This is a genomic window from Methylobacterium soli, assembly GCF_008806385.1.
GTDB classification, from domain to species: Bacteria; Pseudomonadota; Alphaproteobacteria; order Rhizobiales; family Beijerinckiaceae; genus Methylobacterium; species Methylobacterium soli.
Genome location: NZ_VZZK01000093.1, coordinates 3,138 through 3,388 on the forward strand (window position 1 = coordinate 3,138; position 251 = coordinate 3,388).

General features: G+C 66.9%; 1 protein-coding gene. It reads right to left on the minus strand.

Annotation, left to right across the window (positions count from 1 at the left end):
- On the minus strand, positions 1-251 hold a 251-nt coding region (locus F6X53_RS31820), incomplete at both ends, for an Ig-like domain-containing protein (protein WP_191971096.1).

Below are 251 nucleotides of genomic sequence, written 5' to 3' on the forward strand. Positions count from 1 at the left end.
GCTTCGCCCGAGAGCGCCACCCGGGCATCCGTGAAGGCGAAGTCGAAGCGCGCGCTCGCCTGCGGCGCCTGCCCGTCGAGGCGGACATCGAGGGTCGATTGGGCGATGGCCCCCGCCGAATCCGCCACCGTGTAGGTGAAATGCTCGTTGGCGCTGAGATTGTTGTCGAGGTTGTTCGAGCCGGTCGCCTCGTAGCTGTAGCTGCCATCCGCCGAGACCGTCAGGGTGCCGTGGTTGGCGACGACCTTGAT